The sequence below is a fragment of the Acinetobacter terrae genome, from assembly GCF_002135195.1.
Classification (GTDB): Bacteria; Pseudomonadota; Gammaproteobacteria; order Pseudomonadales; family Moraxellaceae; genus Acinetobacter; species Acinetobacter terrae.
Map to the genome: position 1 here is coordinate 71,931 of NZ_NEGF01000006.1, position 20,980 is coordinate 92,910.

Annotated in this window: 17 protein-coding genes; 14 read left to right on the top strand and 3 right to left on the bottom strand. The window is 41.4% G+C overall.

Annotation, left to right across the window (positions count from 1 at the left end; genetic code table 11):
- Positions 1-337: 337 nt before the first annotated feature.
- Positions 338-1,156, bottom strand: coding sequence for an exodeoxyribonuclease III (locus B9T23_RS08500; RefSeq protein WP_086193798.1), 819 nt, complete (start codon positions 1,154-1,156; stop codon positions 338-340).
- Between the two features lie 40 nt (positions 1,157-1,196).
- On the opposite strand from B9T23_RS08500, the gene pyrE reads away from it, so the two are divergent.
- Positions 1,197-1,847, top strand: a complete 651-nt coding sequence (pyrE, locus tag B9T23_RS08505) for an orotate phosphoribosyltransferase (protein WP_067725434.1) — start codon at positions 1,197-1,199, stop codon at positions 1,845-1,847.
- Between the two features lie 930 nt (positions 1,848-2,777).
- Positions 2,778-3,242 carry a MarR family winged helix-turn-helix transcriptional regulator gene (locus B9T23_RS08510; protein WP_086193799.1) on the top strand — a complete coding sequence of 155 codons (465 nt, stop codon included), beginning with the start codon at positions 2,778-2,780 and terminating at the stop codon, positions 3,240-3,242.
- A 335-nt stretch (positions 3,243-3,577) separates the two neighbouring features.
- On the opposite strand, the gene B9T23_RS08515 is transcribed toward B9T23_RS08510, so the two are convergent.
- Complete coding sequence (locus B9T23_RS08515; RefSeq protein WP_086193800.1) at positions 3,578-3,772, bottom strand: DUF3565 domain-containing protein; 195 nt, start codon at positions 3,770-3,772, stop codon at positions 3,578-3,580.
- A 117-nt stretch (positions 3,773-3,889) separates the two neighbouring features.
- Between B9T23_RS08515 and gshB the strand changes: the two genes are divergently transcribed.
- The 9 genes from gshB to lpxC all read left to right on the top strand — a co-directional run bounded on the left by gshB (position 3,890) and on the right by lpxC (position 14,429).
- A complete protein-coding gene (gene gshB / locus B9T23_RS08520; protein ID WP_086193801.1) occupies positions 3,890-4,831 on the top strand; it encodes a glutathione synthase in 942 nt (313 codons plus the stop codon).
- 14 nt (positions 4,832-4,845) lie between these two features.
- A complete protein-coding gene (locus B9T23_RS08525) occupies positions 4,846-5,967 on the top strand; it encodes a phytanoyl-CoA dioxygenase family protein (RefSeq protein WP_086193802.1) in 1,122 nt (373 codons plus the stop codon).
- Positions 5,968-6,314: 347 nt separating this feature from the next.
- Positions 6,315-7,412 carry an undecaprenyldiphospho-muramoylpentapeptide beta-N-acetylglucosaminyltransferase gene (gene murG / locus B9T23_RS08530; protein ID WP_086193803.1) on the top strand — a complete coding sequence of 366 codons (1,098 nt, stop codon included), beginning with the start codon at positions 6,315-6,317 and terminating at the stop codon, positions 7,410-7,412.
- Between the two features lie 13 nt (positions 7,413-7,425).
- Positions 7,426-8,874 (top strand): UDP-N-acetylmuramate--L-alanine ligase, encoded by a 1,449-nt coding sequence (gene murC, locus B9T23_RS08535; RefSeq protein ID WP_086193804.1) that lies wholly within the window; start codon positions 7,426-7,428, stop codon positions 8,872-8,874.
- 56 nt (positions 8,875-8,930) lie between these two features.
- Entirely contained in the window at positions 8,931-9,860 is a 930-nt protein-coding gene (locus B9T23_RS08540) for a D-alanine--D-alanine ligase (RefSeq protein WP_086193805.1), read from the top strand.
- A 3-nt stretch (positions 9,861-9,863) separates the two neighbouring features.
- On the top strand, positions 9,864-10,718 hold the full coding sequence (locus tag B9T23_RS08545) for a cell division protein FtsQ/DivIB (RefSeq protein WP_086193806.1): 855 nt from the start codon (positions 9,864-9,866) through the stop codon (positions 10,716-10,718).
- 71 nt (positions 10,719-10,789) lie between these two features.
- Complete coding sequence (gene ftsA / locus B9T23_RS08550; protein WP_067725447.1) at positions 10,790-12,052, top strand: cell division protein FtsA; 1,263 nt, start codon at positions 10,790-10,792, stop codon at positions 12,050-12,052.
- A gap of 161 nt (positions 12,053-12,213) precedes the next feature.
- Positions 12,214-13,404, top strand: coding sequence for a cell division protein FtsZ (gene ftsZ, locus B9T23_RS08555; protein WP_067725448.1), 1,191 nt, complete (start codon positions 12,214-12,216; stop codon positions 13,402-13,404).
- Positions 13,405-13,526: 122 nt separating this feature from the next.
- Entirely contained in the window at positions 13,527-14,429 is a 903-nt protein-coding gene (lpxC, locus tag B9T23_RS08560) for a UDP-3-O-acyl-N-acetylglucosamine deacetylase (protein WP_086193807.1), read from the top strand.
- A 97-nt stretch (positions 14,430-14,526) separates the two neighbouring features.
- Here the strand turns inward: lpxC and B9T23_RS08565 are convergent, their stop codons facing one another.
- On the bottom strand, positions 14,527-14,967 hold the full coding sequence (locus B9T23_RS08565; protein ID WP_086193808.1) for a DUF721 domain-containing protein: 441 nt from the start codon (positions 14,965-14,967) through the stop codon (positions 14,527-14,529).
- A gap of 108 nt (positions 14,968-15,075) precedes the next feature.
- Here B9T23_RS08565 and B9T23_RS08570 point away from each other — a divergent pair, with 108 nt between their 5' ends.
- The 3 genes from B9T23_RS08570 to B9T23_RS08580 all read left to right on the top strand — a co-directional run bounded on the left by B9T23_RS08570 (position 15,076) and on the right by B9T23_RS08580 (position 20,799).
- Complete coding sequence (locus B9T23_RS08570; protein ID WP_086193809.1) at positions 15,076-15,759, top strand: M23 family metallopeptidase; 684 nt, start codon at positions 15,076-15,078, stop codon at positions 15,757-15,759.
- A gap of 328 nt (positions 15,760-16,087) precedes the next feature.
- Complete coding sequence (aceE, locus tag B9T23_RS08575) at positions 16,088-18,790, top strand: pyruvate dehydrogenase (acetyl-transferring), homodimeric type (RefSeq protein WP_086193810.1); 2,703 nt, start codon at positions 16,088-16,090, stop codon at positions 18,788-18,790.
- Positions 18,791-18,792: 2 nt separating this feature from the next.
- Positions 18,793-20,799: a 2-oxo acid dehydrogenase subunit E2 gene (locus tag B9T23_RS08580; RefSeq protein WP_086193811.1), complete on the top strand. Its 2,007-nt coding sequence runs from the start codon at positions 18,793-18,795 to the stop codon at positions 20,797-20,799.
- Positions 20,800-20,980: the final 181 nt, after the last annotated feature.

The window sequence follows — 20,980 nt, forward strand, 5'->3', positions numbered from 1 at the left end:
GATTTGCCAATATAGCGCTATAGATAAGAATAACTTTATGATTAAAAATATGGATTTAATAAATCTATAAAAAGAGAAAACCCGCATTTAATCATCCTGATCATGCGGGTCTCATTTCAACGTCCATTGTCACATCCTTGCAAAATAAGCGACCGAAGTCGTTTATTCTGTTTCATCCTACGGCGTCCTGTCCTTTTGTGTCATCCTGACATATCCCTTTGCCGTGAAGCCATAATGCACTTAAAATGCGTGTATAAAAATACACAAACGCGTCAAGTGTTGTAGGTTTTTGGATGGTATTGAGTGAACAAACGTTCACTCAAATAGGTGCTATTGATTAGATTTTATAATCAATCACCACTGGGGCATGGTCGCTGAACCAGGTTTCTTTATAGACCCATGCATTGATGGTACGGTCTTTCCAGTCTGGCGAACACGCTTGGTAATCAATCCGCCAACCGACGTTTTTGGCACGGGCTTGTCCGCGGTTTGACCACCATGAATAAAGTTCCGCTTCTTTGCGCACTTCACGGAAAGTATCGACATAACCCAGATCATCATAAATATGATCGAGCCAAGCACGTTCATGCGGTAAGCAGCCGGAAGATTTTTGGTTGCCCGACCAGTTTTTAATATCAATGCGTTTATGCACGATGTTGTAGTCACCGCAGACGATGACCGATTTATCTTCATCACGCCATTGTTTTAAAATTTCTTGATATTGATCTAAGAAATGGTCTTTACGCGCTTGGGCTTCCTCACCCGATGAACCTGACGGTAAATAAAGGGAACAGATATGAACAGGTTTTTCCAAGCCCAAGTCAAATTCAGCAGAAATAAAGCGCCCTTGAGAATCGGCTAATTCAAAACCTAAACCATCGGTCACTGACACAAAGGGCAAGCGGCTATAAATGGCAGTACCTGCATAGCCTGCACGTTCCGCAGGGAATAGGTGTGTGTACCAACCTTCAGGTCTAAATTTTTCAGTCCACTGCGCATGCGTGATCCGGCTCTCCTGCATGCAGATGACATCGGCATCTGACTGTTCCATCCATTCAAGTAAACCCTTGGTCACTGAAGAACGTAAGCCATTTACGTTAATTGAAACGACTCTTAGAATTTTTTGATCACTTGGATAGCTACTCTTTGGTATCATGCGCAAGTCTTACCTCTATTTATGAATTTTGGAGCACCTCATGACCTCGCCAGCTCAATTTAACCCTCAAGCTTTTATCGAACTTGCATTATCACGTGGTGTGCTTAAATTTGGTGAGTTTACTTTAAAATCGGGTCGTGTGAGTCCTTATTTTTTTAATGCGGGTTTGCTCAATGATGGTGAAGCTTTAACACTATTGGCTTCAGGCTATGCTGATAAATTAACAACTTGCGATAATGTTGAAGTGATTTTTGGACCTGCGTATAAAGGTATTCCATTTGTAGCCGCGACTGCTGTGGCATTATCACAAAATCATGGTGTGAGCGTGCCTTGGGGCTTTAACCGTAAAGAAGCTAAAGACCACGGTGAAGGTGGCGTGCTGGTTGGTGCTTCTGTGGAAGGTAAAAAAGTCTGGATCATTGATGATGTGATCACTGCAGGTACAGCTATTCGTGAAGTGGTAACTGTTCTTAAAAATGCCGGTGCGAAAATTGCCGGTGTGTTGGTTGCGTTAGACCGTCAAGAAAAAGGTCAAGGTAACTTGTCTGCAATTCAAGAAGTGCAAAAAGAACTTGAAATTCCAGTTCACGCTTTAATTACCATGAAAGATTTGATGGATTTCTTGGACGCGAAAGGTGACAAAGAAGCTTTAGCGAAAATGGAAGCTTATCGTGTGAAATATGGTATCTAAATTTTTAGAAATGAAAAAAGGAAGCTGAGGCTTCCTTTTTTCATGATTTTAAGAAAGTGATAAATTACTAAAAAGTAGAAATGTAAAAATGATTAGATTTGGTCAATTATTCGCAATATTCATAATGTACTATCTCTAGGGTTTAGAGCTATGAACGTTCAATCTCTTTTACTAATGTTTTAATCCACAGCATTTAAACAACTCTTTTAATCAGTTCAAGTGGGTGAGAGAAAATTGAGTGGAGAGATCTATTTCACAATAGTGATTAAGTGAATAAGCATATTAAACTCCCAGTAGGAAGACCCAATTGCTTCAGAGTAAAAAATTTATTTTTTAGAAATATTAAATAGAAAATGTTTAAAAACCGATAATCAATAAAATTAATTATATAAAATGCATCTGTAAAAATAGATGATTTTTCCAGTATTATTTAAAGATATGAGCTTAAATATAATATTTCCTTAAATAAAAAAATATAAAATTAAACAATACTTTACCGTTGTTTTTAGGTTTAAAAAACCTCCATTGCTTTAATTTAAACTTATTCTAATAAGCTAAAACTGACGGGAATAGATGATTTTTATAAAAAAAATTAATGTTAAATGTGTAATATTTTTATATATCTAAGCTAATAAATTGGTATTTTTTGTGATAGATCATTTAACCATTAAAGTGATTTAATTTGCTTACAAAATAGCAATAAATAAATACAAAAGAGGACTTTATGTGGCATTTGGCTCTCGAGTTCTTTTTATAAAGCCGGTTTGGAGAAAGCGAAGGAAAAATTAGAGAGTCAATTTAAAAACAGAGTATATAGCGAAATAAGTAATACCAAAAATTCAATAAATATAGCGGTTACTAGAATGTATAGATTGAAAAATAATTTTTTTAAAAATTTTAATGGCAACAACAACTTAGAGAGGTAAGGTCATGACAAAAAGATACAATAAGTTTTTATCTGCTGCCGCAGATTTTAATTTAGAAAATTCTCCATATTACTGGATCACTCAAGTACATTCTCAATATATACAGAATGTTGATCATGCATTAAAAAAATATGGTTTAGATTATTCTCGCCGTCGTATTTTACTGGCTTTAAAATCTAAAAATAAAGCGAGCGTATCTGATTTATCAGAAATGGTGATTTCTAAAATGTCGACGACCACCAAAATCATTTACCGTTTAAAAGATGAAGGCTTAGTGGATACCTATTGTTGTGAATATGATGGTCGAATTACCCGAGTTTTATTAACCGATAAAGGACAGCAGATGATCGAAAAGATTAATGACCTTAGTCACATCGTTTTGGAACAGTCTTTTGAGGGTTTAACACCCTTGCAAATTGAAAAAATGTTAGAAAATCTTAAGCATATTTTCAAAAACCTAGCCCATTAAGCTAAATTTAATCAAAAAGAAGTTTAGGATAGTTTGCTGATTTATTTTTGTTTTAGAGGAATATGCATAATCCAATTTCACGTCAGGAAGAAAAAGAGGATATATTTTATATAACTCTTCTTGGTCGTTATTGGGGGAATTTAGCATGAGAACTTTTTTCTTATCACGATTTAAAAATAATCAAGAAAGAATATAAAAAGATCAGCACTATAAAATTAAAAATGCTGATCCTTTATGTGATCTAGTCAAACTTATGGAACAATAATGAGAGATTAGGTAAGCAATATCAAATGAGTCATAAATAGCTCTTTGAACACCAATTGTTTATACAGAACCTACTGAATTTGTTCATCACACTTCTTACATTCCAACATCACGCCTAACTTCTCTTTCCGTCCTTGCTCCGTGATCACCCAAGGGCGGTTTTGCCAGGGTGGATTATGCCGAACATGTTGCGCATGACCACAGGCAAGGTCAGCGACCCAATGACCTTCTTCATCCAAATGAAAACCAATAATTGCTTGTTGCATCAACTGCTCCTGAAGCCACTTTGTACAATCATATAAAAGCTTTACCAAAATTGAGAAAAAAGAAAGATTAAACTCCGCTATACTTTTCTCAATTTAAAAATACATGAGCAGATCGATATGCGCGTACTTGTTGTGATGGATCCCATCGAAAATGTAAATCTGAAAAAAGATTCCTCTATGGCAATCCTGTGGGCAGCCAGCCGTCGTGGACATGAGTTGGGTTATGCATTACAGCAAGATTTATATATCGAACAAGGTAAGGCATTCGGTTTAATTTCATCGTTGAAAGTGTTTGAAGACTATAACCATTACTTTGAATTGGGTGAAAAGAAAAAAGAATCGATTGCAGATTATGACGTGGTGTTGATGCGTAAAGACCCACCGTTCGACATGAATTTTGTCTATACCACTTATATTCTGGAACAGGCAGAGCGTGAAGGCGCGTGGATTATCAACAAACCGCAAAGCCTGCGTGACTGTAATGAAAAACTCTTTGCAACACAGTTCCCTGAACTTCAGGTGCCGACTTTAGTGACCTCAAATGAAGGTCTGATTCGTGAATTTCTGAAAGAACACGTTGATGTGATTGTAAAACCACTTGATGGTATGGGCGGTACAGGCATTTTCCGCTTATATCAAGATGGCATAAATATTGGATCTACCATTGAAATGCTGACCAATAATGGTACCCAACCGATTATGGCACAGCGTTATATCCCGGAAATTGTTGAAGGAGATAAACGTATTTTAATGATTAATGGCGAACCTGTACCTTACTGTTTGGCGCGTATTCCTCAAAATGGCGAAGTGCGTGGCAACTTGGCAGCCGGTGGTTTGGGTCAAGCACGCCCATTAAGTGAAAATGATAAAGCGATTGCTGCAAAAGTCGGTCCTTTCTTACGTGAAAAAGGTTTAGTTTTTGTTGGTCTGGATGTGATTGGTAATTACGTGACAGAAATCAACGTCACTAGCCCAACCTGTATTCGTGAAATTGATGATCAATTTGGGACATCTATTGCGGATGATTTATTTGATGTTTTAGAAGCAGGTCAAAAATAGGTCAGGTTTGATCAATGAAAATAACGCTAAAAAAGATCAAAAGTTTTTTTCAAGATGAGCGCACGCAAGTTGCGCTCAATGAAATTAAAACCTTAGTCAGAGAAAAACCAAATAAGTTGATGGTGGATGCTTTTACACTTTTTGGGGAAGCAAAATCTTTTGAATCACATTCAATTATTGGAAATCCTGTATTTAATCAGCTGGGATTACATCGATTTCGGGTTCAAAAAGCAGCTCAATTGGCACAAAAGCGTAGACAACATCTTGCCAAATTTATTGCTTCAGAAGATGTTGAACAATTTCAGCAGAATGGTTTTATTTTAAAAGAAAACTTTCTGTCAGATGCCGAATTTAATCAGTTAAAGCAGGAATTATTAGAGACGAAATTCGAAACACGTGAAACTTTGCAAGGTGATACCGTGACACGTCGAATGTCTCTAGATCATCAAGTGCTGAATCAACTTCCAGTAACAAAAACATTGCTACAGAGTCATCAGTGGAAAAGTCTCATTAATTATGTGGGAAGTTCTAAAGTTCAGCCCATGTATTACGTGCAAGTGATTTTATCGCATGTACGTAAAGCTCGTCCCGATCCACAAACCAATTTACATAGTGATACCTTTCATCCCAGTGTAAAAGCCTGGCTGTTTTTAACGGATGTCGCTGAAGATGAGGGGCCTTTTGTTTATGTCCCCGGTTCACATCAGATTACAGAGCAACGATTGAATTGGGAGCATGAAAAAGCGTTATCCATCACTGAAAAGACCGATGCCATGACACGCCGTGGTTCTTTCCGGGTGAAAGCTGAAGAACTGCTAGCTATGGGATATGCTCAGCCCAAAGCATTTGCAGTTAAGGCAAACACCTTGGTTGTGGCGGATACCTATGGATTTCATGCACGTGGTCAATCAACTCATGCATCGAAGCGTATTGAGTTGTGGGCATATGCACGCCGAAATCCTTTTTTGCCTTGGGTGGGTTTAAATCCCTTGTCTTTACCTTTACTGAATAAAAGGCTTGTTCCCTTGTACTGGAAAGGCTTAGATTTTTTAGAGGAAAAATATCAGCGTAATAATCCATGGAAAAAAGTGGGTAAACGATATGCGACTGAGCCTGCGGTAGTGCAAAGCAAATAATGGTAAAAGTGACAGGATATTTTTCATTAAGTTAATTGAATCATTACGAAATAAAAAAAGAGTCCAATTGAGGCTCTTTTTTTTAGCGAAGCTTCTAGGGAGGAGAGTATTAAATTGATCAGCTGATTAAAAACAAGGTCACAAAACTGGATAAAAAATACATAAAATTGTATATTTTTCGTCGATTAATAATAAAACTAGTTTAAACTTTTAAATACGTAGAAAAAAACAATGAAGCGCCTGTTGAAAAAAAGTAAATAACCTTTCACGGTTATGCGTTTGTGATTACAATTGATCGCTTAAAATCGAATTTCGTTATCCATATTTTAGAATTGAAGAATTAGACTGTGACTGAAGCAACGCAAACAAAGCCCAAACATGTCATGATGATGGCCGCAGGTACTGGCGGGCATGTTTTTCCAGCACTCGCTGTTGCTAAAGAATTACAGCAACAAGGGGTACAGGTCTCTTGGCTTGCAACGCCAGCAGGCATGGAAAATCGTCTGTTAAAAAATCACAATATTCCAATTTATCAAATTGATATTCAAGGTGTACGTGGCAACGGTGTTGTGCGTAAATTGTTGGCACCTTTAAGAATTTTAAAAGCAACTTTAAGTGCTATGCGCTATATGAAACAGCTCAATATTGATGCTGTTGTGGGTTTTGGTGGTTATGTTGCAGGGCCGGGTGGCTTGGCTGCGCGTGCCTTAGGTATTCCTGTGATTATCCATGAGCAAAATGCGATTGCAGGTTTTACCAATACTCAATTATCCCGTATTGCTAAAACTGTGTGTCAGGCTTTTCCAGATACTTTCGCCGAAAGTGCAAAAATTGTGACTACAGGCAATCCTGTGCGCAAAGAAATTACCGAAATTTTAAATCCGTCTTGGCGTTATCAAGAACGTGAAAAAGCGTCAAAACCTTTACAGATTTTAATTGTCGGTGGTTCATTAGGTGCACAAGCATTGAATGAACGTGTGCCGGAAGCATTGAAACAACTGAATGTACCGATGCATGTATTTCATCAATGTGGTCAAAACCATCAGGATGCAACGCAAGCACGTTATAGTGATGCACCTGCAACATTGCAGGTTGAAGTGCAGCCGTTTATTGAAGATATGGCCAAAGCCTATTCAGATGCTGATTTAATTATTTGCCGTGCGGGTGCGTTAACTGTCACTGAAATTGCAACTGCGGGTGTGGCTGCAGTTTTTGTTCCACTGCCAAGTGCAGTGGATGACCATCAAACCGCAAATGCAAAATTCCTTGCCGGTATCAATGCTGCGAAAATTTGCCCGCAAGCCAGCATGACTGTTGATCATTTAAAAGAATTGCTAACACCACTGATGAATCGCCAATTGCTGTCAGAAATGGCAGTCAAAGCACGTCAAAAAGCACAACCTGATGCAACCCAGCATGTGGTTCGTTTAATTCAAGAATTGTAAATTAGAGTGATATATGTCTCCATCTACTCCTGCTGAGCAAGCGAAAAAATTAATTAAAGTGCCTGAAATGCGCCGTATCAAACACATTCATTTTGTAGGGATTGGTGGTGCCGGTATGTGTGGCATCGCGGAAGTGCTCAAAAACCAAGGCTATAAAGTTTCGGGTTCTGACATCAAAGCATCTAAAACGACTGCGCAACTTGAAGAAAACGGTATCAAAGTTTATATCGGTCATACGCCTGAAAATATTAAAGATGCCAATGTACTTGTAGTATCTACAGCGATTGATCCAGAAAACCCGGAAATCAAAGCAGCGATTGAAACCCGTATTCCTGTGGTTCGTCGTGCTGAAATGTTGGGTGAGTTGATGCGTTACCGTCATGGTATTGCAGTGGCGGGCACACATGGTAAAACCACAACCACAAGTCTGATCACTTGTATGTTGGCGGAAGAAAACATGGATCCGACTTATGTGATCGGTGGTTTGCTGAACCGTACTGGGGTCAATGCTGCATTGGGTGCGAGCCGTTATATCGTGGCTGAAGCGGATGAATCTGATGCAACGTTCTTGCATTTACATCCGATGGCGGCAATTGTAACCAATATCGATGCCGATCATATGGATACATATGGCGGTAGTTTCGATGTCCTTAAAGATACCTTCGTACAATTCTTACAAAAACTTCCATTCTATGGTTTGGCTGTAGTTTGTGGCGATGATGCCAATGTCCGCGAAATTATGCCACGTATTGGCCGTCCACTATTAACTTACGGTTTCAACGAAGATAATGACATCCGTGCGGTCGATGTTGATCAAGACGGTATGCGCACGCACTTTACCGTGCTGCGTAAAAATCGTGAACCACTTCGTGTGACTGTAAACCAGCCGGGTTTGCATAATGTACTCAATGCTTTGGCAGCGATTGGGATCGCAACTGATGAAGGTGTTTCTGATGGCGCAATCTGCCGTGCATTGGAAGGCTTCAGTGGGGTAGGTCGCCGCTTCCAGGTTCAAGGTGAATTTGAACTTGATGGTGGTAATGTAAAACTGGTCGATGATTATGGTCACCATCCTAAAGAAGTGGAAGCAACGATTAAAGCTGCGCGTCAAAGCCATCCTGATCGTCGCTTGGTGATGATGTTCCAGCCTCACCGCTTTAGCCGTACCCGTGACTGCTTCGATGACTTCGTAGATGTATTGTCACAAGTCGATCAATTACTATTGCTGGAAGTGTATCCTGCCGGTGAAAAGCCGATTGTGGGCGCGGACAGTCGTAGCTTGGCGCGTAGCATTCGTTTACGTGGCGATGTTGAACCAATTTTGATTGATCCTGTGGAAGGCAATTTGCAAAATGCGGTGCAAAAAGTGTTAAAAGCGAATGACTTGTTATTAACCCAAGGCGCAGGTAATGTGGGTGCTATCTCGATTGAGCTTGCACAAAATAAATTGTATTTAAAATAATCACTTTATGTGATTTTGAATTTGATCGTTCAGTTATAAAGTTTAAGGATATAAACGTGGCAAATGCTTCAGAATTCGGCAAAGTTGCCGTGTTGCTTGGTGGTAAATCGGCTGAGCGCGAGGTTTCTCTAGATAGTGGTAAGGCTGTACTTGAAGCATTGGTACGCTCGGGTGTAAATGCAGAAGCTTTTGACCCGCAAGAGCGTAGCGTGACTGAACTGGTCAACTATGATCGTGCATTTATTGTTTTGCATGGTCGTGGCGGAGAAGATGGTCAAATTCAAGGCGCATTGGAATGGTTGAATCTTCCATACACCGGTACCGGTGTACAAGGCTCGGCTATTGGTATGGATAAAGTCAAAACCAAGCAGGTTTGGCAAGGTTCTGAACTGCCCACTGCACCCTACCGTATTGTGACCAAAGATTCGGATTTGAATGCTGTTGTAGACAGTATTGGCTTGCCATTCATTATCAAACCGGTACATGAAGGCTCAAGTATCGGTATGAGCAAAGTTGAACGGATCGAAGACTTTGCCCTAGCGATTGAAAAAGCCACTGAACATGATGCAGTGGTGATGGCTGAAAAATGGATTAGTGGTCGTGAGTTCACGATTGTGATTCTGAATGGCCAGGCGCTTCCTGTAATTCGTCTAGAGCCGCCAAAAGATGTGGCTTTCTACGATTATGAAGCCAAATATAACCGTAACGATGTGCAATACGGCATTCCTTGCGGTCTAAGCGAAGATGATGAAAAACGTTTACAAGTATTGTCTTTACGTGCTTTCCAGGCCGTGGGCGCAAGTGGCTGGGGTCGTATTGATGCAATGCAGGATGAACACGGCAACTTCTGGTTGCTAGAAGTGAACACTGTTCCAGGTATGACCAGTCATTCATTGGTACCTAAAGCTGCACAAGCGGTGGGGTATAGCTTTGATGAGCTTTGTGTTGCCATTCTGGAACAAACTTTGACAGGTACGGCTCACTAAACCATGGCTCAACTTCCTGCTTCAATGCGCCGTAAACGAGCAGCAATCACATCCATACATGACAAGCCACCAACGCGTAAGGAAAAGCTTGCGAATTTCGGTGGCTGGTTATTATTGCTGGTTGCACTCATGGTATTGGCTGTAGGGGTCTATGCTTTATATACAGTCATGACCGATGCGCATGTTGCGGAACTCAATGTTGTGGGTACGCGTTCAGATGCTGAAAATAGTCAGGTCATGAAGCATGTTACCCCAGCGGTAACAGCGAATTATTTTACTTCTGATCTGGAACAAATTAGAGATCAGGCGTTAGAGTTGTCTTGGGTGGATCGCGTGGTGGTCTCACGTGCATGGCCCAATTCAATTCGGGTACGCGTGATGCCGCGTCATCCCATTGCGCGTTGGGGAACTGGACGACTGTTAAGCGATAGTGGTGACATTTTTGCAGAAGTGATTCCGCAAAATAATCAAAGATTACCATTGCTGCACGGCCCAACATCTCAGTCCAAAATGATGATGCGTCGCTACAATGAAATTAATCAGTTATTCCTGCCAGTCAATGTTCGTTTAAAAGAATTATATTTAACAGAACGTATGACCTGGTTTATGCAGTTTGATTCGGGTTTGCGCATTATTGTCGATCAGGATCAGACCATGGGTAAACTTCAACGCTTGAGTCATCTGGCACAAAGTGATTTAAAACCGGTTTGGTCTAAAATTTCGTCAGTGGACTTACGTTATCGAAATGGATTGGCGATACAATGGAAGAATTCAACCCCTCCAGGTATTGTAAATGGTCACTTTGTTGTAACGATTAATGACACAAGCATTGCAGATGCAAGAACGGTAAAGCCATAATTGAGCGGCTTTATATAAAATAGAGGCTTATGGCCATAAATCAACCAAACACGTAATGGTAGTAGTAGATAATGAATGAAGCTGTTCCCTCGGTTGTTGCGATTGACATTGGGACACACAAAGTTTCAGTTTTGATTGGTAAGGTACATGCGCCAGACAATATCCAAGTGATTGGGATGGCAACCGCTCGTAACCGAGGCATGAATAAAGGGAAAATTGTAAGTCTCGATAAAGTCATCACTGCAATCAAAAATGCCGTACAAGAAGCAGAAGATATGGCTGAATGCCGTGTGCATTCCGCTTGGATTTCAATTCCAAGTGCAGAATTAAAAAGCTTTTATGCATCAGGTCGCACACCCATTGAAAATAGCGACCATACAATTACAACAAGTGAAGTTGTACGTGCGTTAGAATTGGCTAAAGCCAGTCATTTGACCTCTGACCATTATTTGGTGAGTGCAGTGCCTTTAGGCTTTGAACTAGATGATTCGGCAGAATGGGTACAAAATCCGATTCGCATGTCTGCACATAGTATGATGGGGCATTATCAGTTGATGATGCTGCCGATTAGTACCATGCAGAATCTGGATCGTGCGCTAAAAGGTGCCAATATTGGCGTCGAGAAAATGGTGGTATCTTGTTTGGCAACTGCTGAAGCAAGTCTGCTCAAAGATGAAAAAGAGTATGGTGCATGCTTGGTGGATATTGGTGCGGGTACCACCAATATTGCAGTCTATCTAGATGGTCGCCTAGCATTGACGCATACTTTGCAACGTGGTGGTGAGCATGTTACTCGTGACATTGCAGCAGTCTTGCAAACTACGACCGAAGAAGCGGAACGAATTAAGTTATTGTATGGTTGTGTTGACCTGAAAGTGGTGAAACCCGATCATATGATTCAATTTCAGGGCATTGATGGTCCACAAACCATCAGTCGCATTGAATTGGCAGAAATTATTATTGCGCGTTATGAAGAAATTTTGACTCAAGTTCATCAAGAGTTACAACGCAACGGTGCAATTCATGGTTTATATCATGGTGTGGTACTAACAGGTGATGCAAGCCAAATCGAAGGAATGGTGAATCTGGCACGTCAGATGTTAGGGGTTTCAGCACATTTGGGAAATCCACCGGTACAGGTATATGCTGAAGAGCAAAATCAGGCGGCTTTGCGTCGTTCGCAATATGCAACAGCTGCAGGGTTATTGATGTTTAGTCAAAGTGACACGCAAGATACCATTGTAGAATCTACAGATCCTGAAAAACTGTCGGTTTTTAAGCGAGTAGGTCGAGCATGGTCGGCATTAAATAATCAGTTAAAATCGATATTTTAAGTTGGATTTATTGGGAATATTGTTAGGAAGTTGTACGTCTAACGGCTTGGACTTGACAAGCGTATAGTTGAACAGCATTCTAAAACATAATTTTTTATTAAGATCAAGGCAGTATACGGGCTTAAGTGACTGCCAATTACGAATTAGGAAATCCAAAGGTCATGGCCTCATTTGAATTTTTAGAAGATGATCAAAACGATAGCAACGGTCAAGCCCGTTTCACTGTATTTGGTGTAGGTGGTGCTGGTGGTAATGCTGTACAACATATGCTTGAGTCAGACATTCAGGGTGTGAAATTTGTTTGTGCCAATACGGACAAGCAAGCATTAGATCGTATGAATGCCCAATTCAAAATCCAGTTAGGCGAGCAAAGCACACGTGGTTTGGGTGCAGGTGCAAATCCTCAAGTGGGTCAAACTGCTGCTGAAGAAAGCCGTGAAATCATTCGCCAACACCTCGAAGGCACAGACATGGTGTTTGTGACTGCTGGTATGGGTGGTGGTACAGGTACGGGTGCTGCGCCAGTTGTTGCTGAAATTGCTAAAGAAATGGGTATTTTGACAGTCGGTGTGGTGACTACACCTTTCAACTTTGAAGGGAAACGTCGCCAGCAATCAGCTGAAAAAGGTATTGAAGCTTTAGAAGCGCATGTTGATTCTTTAATCATTATTCCTAACCAGCGTTTGCTTAAAGTATTCCGCGATATTTCAATGAAAGACGCGTACAAAAAAGCAGACGATGTATTACTTAATGCAGTACGTAGTATCTTTGATCTCGTGGTTCGCCCAGGTCACATCAACCTTGACTTCGCCGATTTGAAAACTGCTATGAGTACTCGTGGCTATGCCATGATGGGTGTGGGTTCAGGTCGTGGTGAAACGCGTGCACGTCAAGCTGCTGAACAAGCGATTCGTAGTCCATTGCTGGATAACGTCACTATCATGAATGCCAAAGGTATTTTGATTAACGTGACTGGTGGTGATGATGTGACTTTTGGTGAAATTGAAGAAATTACCGACGTAGTCAATCAAATTGTAGATCTGGATGAAGGTCAAGTATTCTACGGAACTGTATTTGATCCAGATGCACGCGATGAACTGAGTGTGACTGTGATTGCAACAGGTTTAACCCGTAATTCAGCGGATTCGGCTGACACAGTTAAACGTCCGTCATCTCAGTCTGCAACTCGTCCTGCAAATCATGTGGCTCATGCTATTGTTGAAGATGATGATGTCCCTGCAATTCAACGTCAACAAAACGAAGCCGGTGCGAGTGTTGCTCCAGCAGTGGGTACAGCACGTCCAGCACCAATGAGCATTCAAGATTACTTGAAAAATCAGCAACGTAAATAAACTTTATTTTTAAAGTTTTAGTTGGGGTGTTTACAAAAGGTAGTAGCAATACTACCTTTTTGTTTTTTATCAATGGCTAAATATGCTAACGTATATCGGTTTTATGAGCAGATGATAGAGAAATGTTGAAACAACGAACCCTAAAACGTGTCGTGAAAGCGAGCGGTATCGGTCTTCATAGTGGGCAAAAAGTCTTGATTAACTTTGTGCCGCACCATGTGGATGGGGGAATTGTATTTCGACGTATTGATTTAGATCCACCCGTGGATATTCAAGCCAATGCTATGCTGATTCAAGAAGCATTTATGTGCTCTAACTTGGTTCAGGAAAATGCCAAAGTCGGCACCATTGAACATGTCATGAGCGCCATTGCAGGGTTAGGCATTGATAACCTGATTATCGAAGTCTCTGCTTCTGAAGTGCCGATTATGGACGGTAGCGCAGGCCCCTTTATTTATTTGCTAATGCAAGGTGGTCTGGCTGAACAAAATGCACCAAAAAAATTTATAAAAATTTTAAAACCGGTTGAAGCTCTAATTGATGATAAACGTGCTGTGTTTCATCCGCATGAAGGCTTTCAACTGAATTTCACCATTGATTTTGATCACCCCGCATTTAAAAAAGAATACCAGTCCGCAACCATCGACTTTTCAACTGAAACTTTTGTCTATGAAGTCAGTGAAGCGCGCACTTTCGGTTTTATGAAAGATTTAGACTATCTTAAAGCCAATAATTTAGCGTTAGGCGCAAGCTTGGAAAATGCGATTGGAGTAGATGAAACAGGCGTGGTGAATGAAGAAGGACTTCGTTTCTCGGATGAGTTTGTGCGCCACAAAATTTTAGATGCAGTTGGGGATTTATACCTGCTAGGGCATCAAATTATTGCAAAGTTTGATGGCTATAAATCGGGCCATGCCTTAAATAATCAATTATTACGCAATGTTAAAAGCGATCCAACCACTTATGAAATTGTAACATTTGATGACGAAACGCAATGTCCAATTTCTTATGTAAGCGTGACATAAGTCATTGTCTTTTAATGCGAGTGTTATATTATAACAAATGTGTTTGTTAAACAGTTCACAGAATTTTTGACTGATTTCAAAGACATCAAAGTGTCGGTTACTTTTTATTGCTTGCCAAACGTAGCATTGCTTGGCTAAGCTTAGGGTCGCTCACAAAGTCAGCGGCACCACGAATTAAATCTTGGGTATCTGGACTAAGGGATCTGGTCAGAGATTCAGGCTTGAGTGGTGTGTGTGTTTGAATTCTTAAACGAACTTGCAGTTTATGCAAATCTTTAAATTCAGACAATTGTAATAATTGGGCTATATATTGCTTTTGAAGATATGCCAGTTGACTAATCATGGCTTGATTTGCACCGGTAATCGTCAAAATGCCATTTTCATAACATACAACTTGCCATTGCTCTGGTTGGGGCAATAGCGGTTGAATAAGTTTTGTAAGTTTCTGCCATGCAGCAACTTGTGTAGAGAGAAACGTAAAGTTTCCTGTTTTTAAGTGTTTTCTTGTTTGTTGAAAGAGCTTTACCGGTTCAGACATACATTGTTCCTTCATATTTGTGTCTTAATCTTATGCGCTCCTTTCAGTAGATATCAAGGAAGAGATCACGCAAGGACATTAACTAAGAACAGTTAAAAGAGGTTTTTTATGCATACGAGACGTATTTTATTAGCGTTTTCATTGGCAGCGTCTGCCGCATCTGTAGCTTTTGCTGATTTAGTAGAATTAAATTCTAACGACGTATCAACAGATCGTATTGAACAATTGACCCGTACTTTGGCTCAAGGTTCTTATGCAGAATCAAATGATATTGATATTCCTGCTGAAACTAAAATGAGCGTTAAATTACGTGAAAAAACTGTTGAATTAAACAATGAATCGCTCGCAAAAAAATACGGTTCAAGCACCTCAAAAAGCTATTCTAACAATGCTTACTCTTGGTTGGTAGCCCATCCTCTTCCTGACATGAAACGCGTTAGCTCATCTTATGGTGGTCGTACCATGGGTGGTCGTGCGGAAAACCATTCAGGTTTAGATATGTCTGCACCGAGTGGTACTGCTATTTATGCAACTGGCCCCGGTGTCGTCACTAAATCAGGTTGGGGCACCGGTTATGGTCAATACGTGGAAATTAACCACGGTAACGGTTATTTAACGCGTTATGCACATGCTTCTCGTTTAATTGCTCGTGTCGGTGACCAAGTGCAAGCCGGTGAACATATTGCCAATGTAGGCTGTACTGGTCGTTGTACCGGTCCGCATTTACATTATGAAGTAGTCAAAGACGGTGAACGTAAAAACCCTTCGCCATATTTAGCAATGTTGCCATAAGATTGAGTATGACAAATTTTAAAACCCATTCTGTCGGTTTTAATTTAAAGAGTTGTAACGATCGTTAAAAGAGTGTGGTAATTCATTTAAAGAGTAGAGTAAAAAGCCGCTATAGCTTTTAAGTCTTATATTATCACTGTACAGAATACTTGTTGTATAAAAAACCGCCTTTATTGGCGGTTTTTTGTTTTATTGCGTAAAGAATGGTCAACAGGTATTTATTATCTAAATAATAATGCTATTCCGTATTCAGCTGTGGCAATAACTGAAGCCCGCTAAAGTATGGTACATATAGAGAATATAAATAGGCTCAAGGAATAGGTGGAATATGGCGTTTTATGGTGATACTGACGCGCAAGAAACCCAAGAATGGCAAGATGCTTTTGACTCGGTTTTGCAACACATGGGAACGGAGCGAGCGGCATTTTTATTAGAAAAACTCTATCAACGCGCAATCGCTACTCATGTTCCCATTCAGCGTCTAAATACTCCTTATCTTAATACCATTTCGGTTGAAGAAACTCCGGCAATGCCGGGTGACCAAGACATGGAACGCCGTATCCGTGCATTGATTCGCTGGAATGCTTTGGCGATGGTGCTACGTGCCAATAAAACCGGTGATGATCTCGGTGGTCACTTAGCCAGTTTCGCCTCTTCAGCAACTTTGTATGATGTCGGTTTTAACCATTTCTTCCGTGCTGGCAATGATCATTTCGGTGGCGACATGATCTATTATCAAGGTCACTGTGCGCCAGGTATCTATGCGCGTTCATTCCTTGAAGGTCGTTTAACAGAAGATCATCTTAATAACTTCCGTCGTGAAGTTGATGGTATTGGTTTGCCGTCATACCCGCATCCTTATTTAATGCCTGACTATTGGCAGTTCCCAACGGTATCGATGGGTCTGGGTCCAATCATGTCGATTTACCAAGCACACATTCAAAAGTACTTGATGAACCGTGGCTTGATTAAAGAAGAAGATCGTAAGGTTTGGGCATACCTAGGTGATGGCGAGATGGATGAGCCAGAAAGTACTGGTGCAATTTCACTTGCAGGTCGTGAGAAGCTCGATAACTTGGTATGGGTCGTGAACTGTAACTTACAGCGTCTAGATGGGCCTGTACGTGGTAACGGTAAAATCATCCAAGAACTTGAGTCACTCTTCCGCGGTGCTGGCTGGCGCGTGATTAAGGTGGTTTGGGGCCGTCACTGGGATCCACTACTTGATAAAGATAAGTCAGGTGCGCTTAAAGCCATCATGGAAGAAGCGGTAGATGGCGATTACCAACGTTACCAAGTAAAAGGTGGTGCTTACACACGTGCACACTTCTTTGGTAAATACCCAGAAGCTGAAGAATTAGTGAAAGGTTTAAGCGATGAAGATATCGATAACTTAAACCGCGGTGGTCACGACCCATATAAAGTCTATGCTGCTTATGCAGAAGCGATGAAATCGACAGGTCAACCGACAGTAATCCTTGCAAAAACTGTTAAAGGTTATGGTTTATCTGAAGAGATTGAAGCGGTAAACAAGACGCATCAAATCAAAAAAATGCAGCTTGAATCATTAAAATATGTACGTAATCGTTTCAACTTGCCATTTACTGATGAGCAATTGGAAGAAGTGCCTTTCTACCGTCCAAGTGAAAATTCACCTGAATTGAAATACATGAAGGCGCGTCGTGAAGCCTTAGGTGGTTACCTACCTGCACGTCGTAAAGAAAGCGAACAGCTTGCGATTCCTGAATTGTCTGTATTTGATGCAGTATTAGCAGGTTCAAATGGTAAGGAACAATCGACCACCATGGTCATGGTTCGCATAATTTCATCTTTGTTGAAAGAAAAAGCCATTAAAGATCGTGTTGTGCCAATCGTACCAGATGAGGCGCGTACATTCGGTCTAGAAGGTATGTTCCGTCAGCTCGGTATTTATGCCGCTCACGGTCAAAAATATACCCCAGAAGACCAAGAACAATTGATGCATTACCGTGAAGCTAGTGATGGTCACATGCTACAAGAAGGAATTAACGAAGCCGGTGCGATGAGTGCTTGGGCGGCGTTGGCAACGAGTTATTCAACCAATAATTTGCCAATGATTCCAATGTACATGTACTACTCAATGTTTGGTTTCCAACGTATTGGTGACATTGCATGGGCGGCAGGCGATGCACAAGCGCAAGGTTTCTTGTTGGGTGCAACTGCAGGTCGTACAACGCTTAACGGTGAAGGTTTACAGCACCAAGACGGCCACTCACATATTCTTGCCAACACGATTCCAAACTGTGTGTCTTATGACCCATGTTTCGGTTATGAGTTAGCAGTGATCGTACATGATGGTTTACAGCGTATGTATGTGAATCAAGAACGCATTTTCTACTACTTAACCGTCATGAATGAAAACTACGAACACCCTGCAATGCCAAAAGGCGCTGAAGAGGGGATTAAACGTGGTATGTACTTACTTGAAGAAGATGAAAAAGCCACTGTTCAATTACTTGGTTCAGGTGTGATTCTGCGCGAAGTGATTAAAGCGGCAAAAATTCTTCGTGAGGAATATCAGATTCACTCAAATGTTTACAGTGTTACAAGCTTTAACGAACTTGCGCGTGACGGTATGGCATGCGAAGAATACAACCGTTTACATCCATTGACGGAAGAAGTAAAAGAAGCTTGGGTGTCTAAGCAATTACGTGGCACCAAAGGTATTGTGGTGTCTGCAACAGATCACATGCGTGCATATAGCGAACAAATTCGTGCGTATCTTCCAGACAACCGCCCATTTGTCGCACTTGGGACAGATGGTTACGGTCGTTCAGACACCCGCGCTAAACTTCGTAGCTACTTTGGTGTAGATGCAGCACACATTGTGGTTGCAACACTGAAAAAATTAGCCGATGAAGGCGAAGTTGATGCACGTTTAGTCAAAGACGCGATCTCGAGCTTTGAGTTAGATACAGACCGTCCAGTGGCGTGGGCGCCTCAGGCAACACCATCGGTTCACGCGGTTGCTGACTACAAAGAGGAGAACTAAGCATGCAAATTACGACTCCTGATATTGGTGTAGATAAAGCCACCGTTGCGGAAATTTTAGTCAAAGTGGGCGATACTGTTGCTGTTGATGACAGTCTGGTATTGCTCGAATCGGACAAAGCCTCTGTTGAAGTGCCTAGCACTTCGGCAGGTGTGGTGAAAAGCATTTTGGTTAATCAGGGCGATAATGTCACTGAAGGCGTAGCCTTAATCGAGCTTGAAGCAGAAGATGGCTCTACTGCAGCAACTGAAATTCAATATGCTGATGCTTCAAAAAAGACCTCGGAAAATACCCCGACCTCACTGCCTGATCAGGAAATCATGCAGGAACTGGCGTCACATCAACCTCACACTTCTACTCAGGCTTCCTCTTCAGTGAGTGTGGTTGAAGTACAAGTCCCTGACATTGGCGTTGAAAAAGCGCTAGTGGGTGAAATTTTGGTCAGTGTTGGCGATACGATCGATGTTGACCAAAGCATTGTGGTGGTTGAATCAGACAAAGCTACGGTTGAAGTACCCAGTTCAGTTTCAGGTATTGTGGAAAGCATTGAAGTTCATGAAGGTGACACCGTAAAAGAAGGTGTGGTTCTGATTAAAGTGAAAGTTGCTGCTGCGAATCAGGCTGAAACTGCTGTTGAAGCTCCAAAAATAGAAACTGTACAAGCTGCCGTAGCGAAATCTGAGCCTGTGGCAGAAGCTGTTCCGGCTCAAAGCGGTGCAATTGAAATTAGCGTGCCTGATTTGGGTGTGGATAAAGCCACTGTTGCTGAAATTTTAGTGAAAGTCGGTGACGCGGTTGAAGCAGATCAAAGCATCATTGTGGTTGAGTCGGATAAAGCTACGGTAGAAGTGCCAAGCTCAACTGCTGGTGTGATTAAAGCGATTCACGTTGAATTGGGCCAAAGCGTCAGCCAAGGCATGGCTTTAGTGACCATTGAAGGTGAAGTGAAGGCTGCCGCTCAGGCCGCACCTGTACCCGCTGTAAGAACAGAAGCTAAACCAGAAGCTGCTCCTGCTAAATCAGCGCCAGCGGTACAAGCACCAGCTCCAGTGACTGCCTCAGGTTCTGATAAGCTGACCAAAGAGCAAAGTGCGGCAAATGCCAAAGTCTACGCTGGTCCTGCGGTACGTAAATTGGCACGTGAACTGGGTGTGGTGTTGTCACAAGTGAAAGCGTCTGGTGCACATGACCGCTTGATGAAAGAAGATGTGTTTGCGTATGTGAAAACACGTTTAACAACACCTCAAGCAGCACCTGTTGCATCAGCGGTAGCACAAGTTTCTGGCTTGCCTAAACTTCCTGATTTTAGTGCTTTTGGCGGTACTGAAGAAAAAGCCATGACACGCTTGCAACAGGTTTCTGTTCCGCAATTGTCATTGAATAACTTCATTCCTCAAGTCACCCAGTTTGATGCAGCCGATATTACCGAGCTTGAAGCGTGGCGTGGCGAGTTGAAAGGCAACTTTAAGAAAGATGGCATTAGCCTGACCATTTTGGCTTTCATTGCCAAAGCCTTGGCGCATCTTTTAAAAGAAGAGCCGTATTTTGCAGGTCATTTGGCTGATGATCAGAAATCAGTATTGCTGCGCAATGAAATCCATATGGGGATTGCAGTGGCAACACCTGATGGCTTGACCGTACCTGTACTGCGTAACCCGGACCAAAAATCAATCAAGCAAATTGCGATTGAATTGGGTGAGTTAAGTAAAAAGGCGCGTGAGAAAAAATTATCACCGAAAGATTTGCAAGGTGCGAATTTTACCATTACCAGTCTGGGTTCAATTGGCGGTACAGCATTTACCCCACTGGTGAACTGGCCTCAAGTGGCGATTTTGGGTATTTCACCTGCGACCATGCAACCGGTATGGAATGGTGAAGGTTTTGATCCACGCCTCATGTTGCCATTGTCATTGTCTTATGACCATCGTGTGATTAATGGTGCTGACGCTGCACGTTTCACCCATAAATTGACCAAGCTTCTAGCTGATATTCGTACTTTGTTGCTCTAATCGGGTCATCAATTACGAATAATATAAACCCTGCTTCGGCAGGGTTTTTTATGGTCAGGGATCATTAAAATGTCGGGAACATACGGTTTATCTCATCATCATCGTTTAATTTTATTTATTTTTAATCGATATCTTAAAAGCCAGGCAGTAAATTGATTTGATAAAAAACTGCTTTGCGATT